Annotated in this window: 3 protein-coding genes and 2 pseudogenes; all 5 read right to left on the bottom strand. The window is 75.0% G+C overall.

Annotated elements, in window-relative coordinates; translation table 11 throughout:
- Window positions 1-10: 10 nt before the first annotated feature.
- Window positions 11-1,654 carry a bifunctional 3-(3-hydroxy-phenyl)propionate/3-hydroxycinnamic acid hydroxylase MhpA gene (mhpA, locus tag F6W97_RS14680; protein WP_155370883.1) on the bottom strand — a complete coding sequence of 548 codons (1,644 nt, stop codon included), beginning with the start codon at window positions 1,652-1,654 and terminating at the stop codon, window positions 11-13.
- Between the two features lie 8 nt (window positions 1,655-1,662).
- On the bottom strand, window positions 1,663-2,433 hold the full coding sequence (locus tag F6W97_RS14675; protein WP_155370882.1) for an arylamine N-acetyltransferase family protein: 771 nt from the start codon (window positions 2,431-2,433) through the stop codon (window positions 1,663-1,665).
- Window positions 2,434-2,494: 61 nt separating this feature from the next.
- Window positions 2,495-5,566: pseudogene (locus tag F6W97_RS14670) on the bottom strand (type I polyketide synthase); the annotation flags it as partial.
- Between the two features lie 236 nt (window positions 5,567-5,802).
- Window positions 5,803-11,073, bottom strand: a pseudogene (locus F6W97_RS14665) (type I polyketide synthase); the annotation flags it as partial.
- On the bottom strand, window positions 11,070-11,452 hold a 383-nt coding region (locus tag F6W97_RS41605; protein WP_230686683.1), incomplete at its 5' end, for an acyl carrier protein. The gene F6W97_RS41605 and the pseudogene F6W97_RS14665, both read right to left, overlap by 4 nt.

Genomic DNA, 11,452 nt, shown 5'->3' with positions numbered 1-11,452 from the left:
CTCTCCCCGCTCAGGCCACGGCCCGCGCCGGCTCAGTGTGGGCCTTCTGCTTCAACACCTCCGCGGTTGCCGGCTCGGCCGCCAGCCGCAGTCGCAGGTCGTCGACCAGCGCTCGCGCCCCGGCCTCGTCGCGGGCTCCGCCGAAGGCGTAGAAGTCCGGCCGCACCAGCACCGCCACCGACCGGCTCTCGGCCAGGAAGGGCAGGTACACGTCGTCGACGTCGACCACCGCGCCCAACCCGGCCTGTTCGGGCGGAGTGCCCGCCGGCAGCACGTGCACCAGGCGCGCCCCGAGCCCGGCCAGGAAGGCACGTTGCTCCTCGGCCAGCAGCACAGCCGGGTCCTGGGCCGCCAGCAGCACGAACCCCGTGCCCACCACCTCGTCGAACAGGCCGCGCTTGCCGCCTCTGGCGACGTGCCCCTGAGGCGTGAGCTGGCCGGCGGGCGGGACCCGGCTGCCCTTCTCGGTCAGTTTCAGCAGGCCGCCCGACAGCGGCTGCACCGCCGCGCGCGGCCGCCCGGTCGACAGGCCGCGCTCCCGCGAGGTGATCATCGAGTGGTCGCGTTCGGCGGCGGCGGTCCCGTCGGTCAGGCAGATGACCTTGCCCAGGTTCACCGACATGGTGATCGCGTGCTGGACGTGCGCGCCGCGCTCGACGCCGTACGTGTCCAGCAGCCCCGGCGCGGCCGTGCCGCGCAGTACCAGGTCGAGTTTCCAGGCCAGGTTCGCCGCGTCCCGGAACCCGGAGCACATGCCCTGCCCGGCGAACGGCGGCATCAGGTGCGCCGCGTCCCCGGCCAGCAGCAGCCGGCCGGACCGCCACTGGCGCACCATGTTCGCCTGGAACGTGTAGACCGCGTGCCGCTGCAGCTCGCCCTGGTCGGGCGTGATGCCGAACAGGCCGAGCAGCCGCCACGCGGTGTCCTCGCGGTCCAGCTCCTCGCGCGTCTCCCCGGCCACCCGCATGAACTCCCAGCGCCGGTGGCCCGGCCCGGCCGACACCGCGGTCCGCGGACGCGCCGGGTCGCACACCTGGAGGTTGTTCGGCTGGAACGGCCGCCGGTCGTGCAGCACCACGTCGCAGATCAGCCAGTCGTGCGCGAATCCGAAGTCGGTGACCTCGGTCCCGAGGCGGCCGCGCACGAAACTGTTCGCGCCGTCGCAGCCGACCACCCAGCCGGCGGTCAGCTCTTCCTCCTCACCGTCACCGTCGCGCACGGTCAGGCGCACGCCGTCGTCCTGCTCGGTCAGCCCGACCGCCTCGCGGCCCCGCAGCACCCGCAGGCCCGGCAGGCGCGCGGCGCGCTCCTGCAGCGCCGATTCCAGGCCGGGCTGGTACATCGAGGTCGAGTCCGGCCAGTGGCAGCGGCCCAGCGCCGACGCTGCGATGTGCAGCAGCACCTGCCCGGCCGCGTTCTGCCAGACGTAGTCGCCCGACGGCTCGCCGAACCGGTCGAGGTGCTCGGCCACACCGGCCTCGGCCAGGATGCGTCCGGCCTCGCTGTCGAACGCCACCGCGCGCGGCATCGGATACGCCTGCGGCCAGCGCTCCACCACCGTCACCCGGTGCCCGCGCTGCGCCAGCAGGATCGACAGCACCTGCCCCACCGGCCCGTACCCGACGATCAGCACGTCGGCGCCGTGCCCGCCCATCGCCGGCCTCATCCGGCCGGTTGCAGGATGTCGTCGACGGCCCGCTGGTAGTCGTCGGCCTTCACCAGCACCCGCACCTGCTCCACCCCGTCGGCGACGCGGGTGAACCGGCGGCCGATCAGGGTCAGCTGCCCGTCGCCGGTGGCCCGGCCGCGGATCAGCGTCTCGGCCTGGGTCAGCTCCCGGGCGTACTCGCGCAGGTCCGGGTCGCCGCGCCACTCCGCCAGCTCGCGCTCCTTCTCCAGGAAGCGGTAGATCGACTGCCACTGGCCGTCGCGGGCACGGCGGTGCAGGATCCACGCCGGACCGTCGGGGTGCAGCTCGTACTCGCAGCCGTACTGCTCCTGCACGCCCGGTGCCAGCCGGATCGGCTCGATGAACGACGGCCCGGCGAAGCCCACGTCCACGATCCACCGCTCGTCGCCCAGGCGTACGACGTGGAACATGTGCTCGCGGGTCGGGCCGAACGCGCCGTTGACCATCCGAACCCCCGCCGACATGATCACCACGTCGAAGCCGAGGCGGCGCAGCAGGTTGCGGAACAGGCCGCTGATCTCGTGGCAGACCCCGCCGCGCCCACCGACGATCACCGCGTCGAACACCTGGTCCACGTCGATGTCGACGTGTTCCCAGATGTCCAGGCCGCGGGCGTGGTTGAGGGCGTTGTCGAACGGCACCGCGATCAGGTGCCGTTTGTGCAGGTCGCGCAGTAGATCCAAAGTGGGTTCACGGGAGCCGGTGTGGCCCAGCTTGGCCAAATAGGTGTCGACGTCGAACACGAGGTCTCTCCTCAGGTCAGGCCGCGGCCTTGGCCAGCAGCACGCGCAGCTGGTCGGCGAGCAGGGCCGGGGACGGGTGGTCGAACAGCAGCATCGCGGGCAGGGTCAGGCCGGTCGCCGCGGCGAGCCGGTTGCGCAGCTGCACCGAGGTCAGCGAGTCGAAGCCGACGTCGAAGAACCCGGCCTCGACCTCGATCTCGGACACGTCGTCGTGGCCGAGCACGGCTGCCGCCTCGGTCCGGATCAGGTCGAGCAGTGCTTCCTCCCGGGCCGCGTCGTCGAGGCCGTCGAGCCGGGCGGCCAGCGCCACGCCGCCGTCGCCGGCCGGGGGTTCGGTCTCGGCGAGGGCCGCCTCGTCTGTGGTGGTCACGTCGGTGCTCCTCGCGGTGGGAAGGGAAACGTCCAGCCAGTACCGGCGGCGCTGGAACGGGTAGGTGGGCAGGTCGACACGCTGTCCGCCGGCCAGCAGCGGGGACCAGTCGACGTGGTGGCCGCGTACGTGCAGCCGGGCGGCGGCTTCGAGGGCGGTGCGCGGCTCGTCGGCGTCGTGGCGCAGCGCGGCGGCGAACCCGGCCGACGGCTGGTCGACGATCTGCTGCGCCAGCGCGGTGAGCACCCCGCCCGGCCCGACCTCGACGAACGTCACCACGCCCTGGGCGTGCGCGGCGGTGACGGCGTCGGCGAACCGCACCGGCCGCCGGACGTTGCCCAGCCAGTACGCCGGGTCGGTCAGCTCGGCCGCGGTGGCCAGCCGCCCGGTGACCGTGGACACGAACCCGAGCTGCGGCCCGTGCAGCGTCACCGAGCGCACGACCTGCTCGAACTCGTCCAGGATCGGGTCCATCAGCGGGGAGTGGAACGCGTGCGAGACGGTCAGCCTGCGGGTGCGCCTGCCGGCTGCGGCGAGCTTCTCGGCCACCGCGGTCACGTCGGCGTCGACACCGGAAAGCACCACCGAGTTCGGCGCGTTGACCGCGCCCACCTCGACAGTCGCCCCGACCCCTGCCGCGTCGATCGCAGCCAGCGCCTCGGCTTCGCCCACCTGCACGGCCACCATCGCGCCACCCTCGGGCAGCGCCTGCATCAACCGGCCCCGCGCCACCACCAGCCGCGCCGCGTCCGGCAGCGACACCACCCCGGCCACATGCGCAGCCGCCAGCTCACCGATCGAATGCCCGATCACCAGATCGGGACGCAGACCCCAGGCCTCCAGCAGCCGGAACGTCGCCACCTCGACCGCGAACAGCGCGGGCTGGGTGAACTCCGTGCGGTCCAGCAGACCCGCCGACTCCTCGAACACGATCTCCTTCAACGACCGGCCCAGGTGCACGTCCAGCTCGGACACCGCCGCGTCGAACGCCGCCGCGAACACCGGAAACGCCCCGTACAGGCCGCGGCCCATGCCCACCCGCTGCGCGCCCTGCCCGGTGAACAGCACGGCGACCTTGCCGGAGGCCACGGTGCCCGAGACCGCTTCCGTGCCGCCCGCTGCGAAATCCGCCAGCGCGGCGGCCGCCTCGGCATGGTCGGCGGCGGTGACGACCACGCGCCGGTCCAGCAGCGCCCGCGTCGTGTGCAGCGACCAGCCCACGTCGCGCAGGCCGGGTGCCGACGCCGGTCCGGCGGCCCGCAGCCGCTGCGCCAGTCGGCCCGCCTGGGCCCGCAACGCCGCCTCGGAACGCGCCGACAGCAGCAGCGGAACCGCCGTGCCCGCCGCCGGAGCCGGGTCTTCCTGTCCCTCGGCGGGTATGGCCTGCTCGATGACGACGTGGGCGTTGGTGCCGGAGACGCCGAACGACGACACCGCCGCGCGGCGCGGACGATCGCGATCCGGCCACGGGCGCGCCTGCTGGAGCAGCTCCACCTGCCCGGCCGTCCAGTCGACGTGCGCGGAGGGCACGTCGGCGTGCAGGGTCGGCGGCAGCACCCCGTGCCGCAGCGCCTCGACGACCTTGATGATGCCGAGGACCCCGGCCGCCGCCTGGGCGTGCCCGATGTTCGACTTCAGCGAGCCGAGCCACACCGGATCGCCAGGGACGCGGGCCCGGCCGTACGTCGCCAGGAGCGCCTGCGCCTCGATCGGGTCGCCCAGTGCCGTGCCCGTGCCGTGCCCCTCCACCAGGTCCACGTCCGCGGCCGTCAGCCGGGCCGAAGTCAGTGCCGCGCGGATGACGCGCTGCTGGGACGGCCCGTTCGGGGCGGTCAGCCCGTTGGACGCGCCGTCGGAGTTGACCGCCGTGCCGCGGACCACGGCCAGGACCCGGTGTCCCTTCGCGACCGCGTCGGACAGCCGCTCGACCACGAGCAGGCCGGCTCCCTCCGACCACACGGTGCCGTCCGCGCCTTCGCCGTACGCCTTGCACCGCCCGTCGGCGGCCAGACCGCGCTGCCGCGAGAACTCCACGAACGCGGCCGGCAGCGCCATCACGGTGACCCCGCCGACGAGCGCCGCCTCACATTCCCCGGACCGCAGCGACTGCACCGCCAGATGCAGCGCCACCAGCGACGACGAGCACGCCGTATCGAGCGTGATCGCAGGGCCCTCGAACCCGAACGTGTACGCCAGCCGCCCGGACAGCACGCTGCCGGAGTTGCCGACACCGAGGAACCCTTCGAGGTCGCGGGGCGCGACGGGAAGCCGGGAGGCGTAGTCGTGGTACATCGCTCCGGCGAAGACTCCGACGGGCGCGCCCTTCAGCGTGGCCGGGTCGATCCCGGCGTGCTCGAACGCCTCCCACGCCACCTCCAGCAGCAACCGCTGCTGCGGGTCGGTCGCCAGGGCCTCCCGCGGCGAGATCCCGAAGAATCCCGCATCGAATTCCCCCGCCTCATGCAGAAAGCCGCCCCGGGTCAGGTAGGTGCGGCCTGCGGCGTCCGGGTCCGCGTCGTACAGCGCGTCCACGTCCCAGCCCCGGTCCGCGGGGAAGTCCGAGATCGCGTCCACGCCTCCCGCGACCAGGTCCCAGAGCGCCCCGGGCGAGGCCACCCCGCCCGGAGCGCGGCAGGCCATGCCCACGATCGCGATCGGCTCGGCGGCGACGGCCACCAGCCGGTCTTGTTCCCGGCGCAGCCGTTCGTTCTCGATCAGCGACGCACGCAGCGCCTCGACCAGTTTCACGTCCGATGTCGACATCACGGTCCTCCGGGTCAGTTCCGGCTGCCGCCGAGGGCGCGGGCGACCAGGTCGTCCACGTCCATCCCGGCGATCAGGTCGGTCTCGTCGGCGCGCTGCCGTGGCACCTCGGCCGCACTCGCAGGCGGCACGGCGACGAGTGTCAGCAGGGAGTCGAGCACGCCCAGTTCGCGCAGCCGCTGCAGCGGCACCTCGGCCAGGGCTTGGCGCAGCCGTTCCTCGGGCACGTCGGGGAGGTCGGCCGCGTCGGGCGGGGCGAGTTCGGCGAGCAGGAGGTCGGCGAGGGCGTGCGGGGTGGGGTGGTCGAACACGAGGGTGGCGGGCAGGCGTACGCCGGTGGCGGCGGTGAGCCGGTTGCGCAGCTCGACGGCGGCCAGGGAGTCGAAGCCCAGGTCCTTGAACGCCTGGTCGGCGCGTACCGCGCTCGCGCCTGCCGCGCCGAGCACGGCGGCGGCCTCGGCCCGGACCAGGTCCACGACCAGTGCGCGGCGTTCGGCGGCGGGCGCCGCGGCCAGCCGCGAACCGAACCCGGCCGGGCCTGCGCCGCGTGCGGCCCGCCGCGCCGGGCGGACCAGCCCCCGGAGCAGCACCGGCACCTCGCCCGGGTCGACGGCACGGAATGCCGACAGGTCCAGCCGCACCGGCACCGGGACCGGGTCGCCGCTGCCGAGCGCGGCGTCGAGCAGCGCCAGGCCCTCCTGCGGCGTGATCGGGACCAGGCCGGACCGGCGGGCGCGCCCCGCGTCGGCGGAGTCGAGCCCGCCGGCCATGCCGCCGGACTGGCCCCACAACCCCCACGCCGCCGAGGTCGCGGGCAGTCCCCCGGCCCGCCGGTGCGCGGCCAGCCCGTCCAGGAACGCGTTCGCCGCCGCGTAGTTGGCCTGCCCGGCGCTGCCCAGGGTGCCCGCCACGGACGAGAACAGCACGAACGCGGCCAGGTCCAGGTCCGCGGTCAGCTCGTGCAGGTGCCACGCCGCGTCCGCCTTCGGCCCGAAGACCCGTGCCAGCCGCTGTTCGGTCTGCGCTGCGAGCACACCGTCGTCGAGCACCCCGGCCGCGTGCACCACCGCTGTCAGTGGCGCATCCTCGGGAACCCGCGCCAGCACCCCGGCGAGGGCATCCCGATCGGACACGTCGACCGCCTCGACCGACACCCCGGCACCCAGCTCCGACAGGCGCGCCACCAGCTCCGGCACACCCTCGGCCGCGGCGCCGCGGCGGGACGCGAGCACCAGGCTGCGCACCCCGTGCGCGCGTACGAGGTGTTCGGCCACGAGGCCGCCGAGCGCGCCGGTGCCGCCGGTGACCAGCACCGTTCCCGCCGGGTCGAGCGGCCGGACCTGAGCGTCGCCGGCCACGGGATCGCGCGTCGTGGTCGAGGACCGGCCGTCCACCAGGCGGGGCACCAGCAGGCGGCCGTCGCGGATCGCGAGCTGCGGCTCACCCGAGGCGATCGCGCCGGCCAGGTCGGCCGCCGCCGTGCCGGCCGGGGCGCGGTCGGCGAGCACGATCCGGTCCGGGTGCTCCAGCTGCGCTGCCCGGACCAGCCCCCACACCGCCGCGGCCGCCGGGTCCACCTCCTCGCCCGGTTCGGCCGGCACCGCGGCCGTGGTCAGCACCACCAGCCGCGTCGAGTCCTGCGGCGACGCGGCCAGGCAGCGCTGCAGGTGGGTCAGCGTCAGGCCGGTCAGCGCGCGAAGCCGGCGTGGGCCGCTCTCGCCGGGGGCGTCCAGGACGGCCAGCGGCGCGAGCCCACCGTCCGGGTCGGTCACCGCCAGTACGACCGACGCGGCTGGCAGTTCAGCCGCCGGCCCGGCCGCGTCGCCGAAAGCGGTCTCGACCCAGCTGACGTGATAGAGGCCGTCCGGTCCCGTGGCCGGGGCAGCCGCCGCCTGCGGCCGCAGGATGACCTGACCGACCGTGGCCACCGGCGCGCCGGTCTCGTCGGCCAGGTCGAGGGAGAGACCGCCTCCGCCGGTGGTCACCCTTACCCGCAGCGCGGCGGCACCGGATGCGTGCAGAGCCACGTCCGCGAACGCGAACGGCAGCACCGCCGTCCCGTCCCGCTCCGCCCCGGGATGGAACGCGGTGGCGTGCAGGGCGGCGTCGAGCAGCGCCGGGTGCAGGCCGAACCGGCCCGCCTCGTCGCGTACGCCGTCAGGCAGGGCGACCTCGGCGAAGACCTCGCCGTCGCGTGCCCACACGGCGCGCAGCCCTCGGAACGCCGGACCGTAGGCCAGGCCTGCCTCCGCGAGGTCGGCGTAGACCCCGTCCACCGGCACCGGTGCCGCACCCGGCGGGGGCCAGGCCGCACCGGGTGACCAGGGTGTGCCGCTCGCTGCCGGGACCAGCCAGCCGCTGGCGTGGCGGGTCCACGGCGCGTCGCTGCCGGCCGGGCGGGCGTGCACGTCGACCGAGCGCCGGCCGCCCTCGGCGGCGCTCACCGTGACCTGCACATCGGCCCCCGCGATCGCGGACAGGGCCAGCGGAGCCTCGACCACCAGCTCGTCGAGGGCACCGGCCGCGATCTCGTCGCCGGCCCGGACAGCCAGCTCGACCAGGGCCGCGCCGGGCACGATCACCCGTCCGGCGACCACGTGGTCGGCCAGCCACGGCTGCGTCACGGGCGAGATCCGGCCGGTCAGCAGCACTCCGGCGCCGTCGGCCAGCACCGCCACCGCGCCCAGCAGCGGATGCCCCGCACCGGTCAGGCCCAGCGCGGACGCGTCGGAGGCCCCGCCGCCGCGCAGCCAGAACCGCTGCCGCTGGAAGGCGTACGTCGGCAGGTCCACCCGTTCACCGCCGGCCACCAGTGGCGACCAGTCCACGTCGTGGCCGCGTACGTGCAGCCGCGCCGCGGCCTCCAGCACCGTCCGCGCCTCGTCGGCGTCGTGCCGCAGCGCGGCGGCGAACCCGGCCACCGGATCGTCGATGGTCTGCTGAGCGAGCCCGGTCAGCACCCCGTCCGGCCCGACCTCGACGAACGTCACCACGCCCTGCGCGTGCGCCGCGGCGACCGCGTCGGCGAACCGCACCGGCCGCCGCACGTTGCCCAGCCAGTACGCCGGGTCCCTCAGCTCACCCGGCCGCACCGGCTCGCCGGTCACCGTCGACACGAATCCGAACCGGGGCTCGTGCAGGGTCACCGATCGCACGACCTGCTCGAACTCGTCGAGGATCGGCTCCATCAGCGGCGAGTGGAACGCGTGCGAGACGGCAAGCCTGCGGGTGCGCCGGCCCTCTGCGGCAAGCTTCTCGGCGACCGCCGCCACGTCGGCCTCGGCACCGGACAGCACCACCGAGTTCGGCGCGTTGACCGCGCCCACCTCGACGGTCGCCGCCAGGCCCGCGGCGTCGATCGCGGCCTGCGCTTCGGCTTCGCCCACCTGCACGGCGACCATCGCCCCGCCCCCGGGCAGCGCCTGCATCAACCGGCCCCGCGCCACCACCAGCCGCGCCGCATCCGCCAGCGACAGCACCCCGGCCACATGCGCAGCCGCCAGCTCACCGATCGAATGCCCGACCACCACATCCGGCCGCACACCCCACGACTCCAGCAGCCGGAACGTCGCCACCTCGATCGCGAACAGCGCAGGCTGGGTGAACTCCGTCCGGTCCAGCAGACCCGCCGACTCCTCGAACACGATCTCCTTCAACGACCGGCCCAGGTGCCCGTCCAGCTCGGACACCGCCGCGTCGAACGCCGCCGCGAACACCGGAAACGCCTCGTACAGGCCACGGCCCATACCCACCCGCTGCGCGCCCTGCCCGGTGAACAGCACACCCACGCCGCCGGGCACCGCCTCCCCGGCGATCAGGCCCGGGTCGCCCGCGTGCAACGCCGCCAGGCCGGTGGAGACCTCGCCCAGGTCGATGGCGCTCACCACGGCACGGTGGCTCAGCGCGCCACGGGTGGCGAGCGCGGACCAGGCGACATCGCGCAACGCGGGCCGCCGGCCGGCGACCGTTTCCCGGTGCAGCCACCGGTTCCACCGGGCGGCCTGCTCCCGCAGTGCCTCCGGGGACCTGGCCGACAGCACCAGGGGCAGCGGCACCCGCGCGGAGGACAGTGGCCCGCCAGGCTCGGCCCGGCCGGTGGCGGCTGCCGCGACCTGCTCGATGACGACGTGGGCATTGGTGCCCGAGACCCCGAACGACGACACCGCACCCCGGCGCGGACGGTCCCGCTCCGGCCACGGCCGGGCCTGCTGGAGCAACTCCACCTGCCCCGCCGACCAGTCCACATGCCCGGTCGGCACATCCGCGTGCAACGTCGCCGGCAGCACCCCGTGCCGCAGCGCCTCCACCACCTTGATCACCCCGAGCACCCCGGCCGCCGCCTGGGCGTGCCCGATGTTCGACTTCAGCGACCCCAGCCACACCGGATCGCCCGCAGACCGGGCCTGCCCATACGTCGCCAGCAGCGCCTGCGCCTCGATCGGATCACCCAGCGAGGTCCCCGTGCCGTGCGCTTCGACGAGGTCGACGTCGCCTGTGCTCAGCCCGCCGGAGGCGAGCGCCGCGCGGATGACCCGCTGCTGCGACGGCCCGTTCGGGGCGGTCAGCCCGTTGGACGCGCCGTCCTGGTTCACCGCCGTGCCGCGGACCACCGCCAGGACGCGGTGTCCCTTCGCGACCGCGTCGGACAGCCGCTCCACCAGCAGCACACCTGCGCCCTCGGACCACGCGGTGCCGTCGGCCCCGGCCCCGAACGCCTTGCACCGGCCGTCGGGTGCCAGGCCGCGCTGCCGGGAGAACTCGACGAAGGCCGACGGCAGCGCCATCACCGTCACCCCGCCCGCGAGCGCCAGCTCGCACTCGCCGGACCGCAGCGCCTGCACGGCCAGGTGCAGCGCGACCAGCGACGACGAGCAGGCCGTCTCGACGGTGACCGCGGGGCCCTCGAACCCGAACGTGTACGAGACCCGGCCGGTGGTGGCGCTGCCCGAGTTGCCGATGCCCAGGTAACCCTCGACGCCGTCGGGCACAGGCTGCAGGTGCGGGGCGTAGTCGTGGTACATCACCCCGGCGAACACGCCGACCTTCGCCCCGCGCAGCGGCGCCGGGTCGATCCCGGCGTGCTCGAACGCCTCCCACGAGGTCTCCAGCAGCAGCCGCTGCTGCGGATTCATGGCCAGCGCCTCGCGTGGCGCGATGCCGAAGAACCCCGCGTCGAACGCGGCGGCGTCGTGCAGGAAACCGCCCCGGGTGACGTACGTGTGCCCCGCCCGGTCCGGGTCCGGGTCGTGCAGGGCGGCGGTGTCCCAGCCGCGGTCGGCCGGGAACTCGGTGATCGCGTCGACCCGGCCCGCGACCAGGTCCCACAGCTCGTCCGGGGTGCTCACCCCGCCGGGCGCGCGGCAGGCCATGCCGACGATCGCGATCGGTTCGGTACGCGCGGCCTCGGTGTCGCGCAGCCGGGCCTGCGTGGTACGCAGTTCCGTGACGGCGCGTTTGAGATAGTCGCGCAGCTGCTCATCGGTGGACATGGCTTCTCCTCGGCTCACGCGGCGGTTCCGGGCCGGCCGAACTCGGTGTCCAGCAGGTCGAACAGCTCCTGGTCGGTGGCGGCGTCGAGGTCGACGCCGGGGTCGAGCACGGCCACGCCGCCGGCTGGTTCCCACGCCCCGGCGAGGGTGCGCAGGCGGGCCGCGACCCGGCTGCGCAACTGCTGGTCGGGGTCGCCATCTAGGGCTCGGGCGAGCCGGTCGAGCTCGTCGAGCAGCGCGTCCGGCGACGCCTCCGGCCCGCCGGCCGCCAGTTCGGCGAGCAGGAGGTCGGCGAGGGCGTGCGGGGTGGGGTGGTCGAACACGAGGGTGGCGGGCAGGCGTACGCCGGTGGCGGCGGTGAGCCGGTTGCGCAGCTCGACGGCGGCCAGGGAGTCGA

The organism is Catellatospora vulcania (assembly GCF_009720385.1).
In the GTDB taxonomy this organism is placed as follows: Bacteria; Actinomycetota; Actinomycetes; order Mycobacteriales; family Micromonosporaceae; genus Catellatospora; species Catellatospora vulcania.
Note: the sequence above shows the minus strand (reverse complement) of the source record. Positions and strands in the feature narration are given on the sequence as shown.

What these genes read in the sequence shown, in the direction of transcription:
- mhpA (WP_155370883.1), bottom strand. Translation starts at nt 1,654, where the DNA reads ATGGGCGGGCACGGCGCCGACGTGCTGATCGTCGGGTACGGGCCGGTG.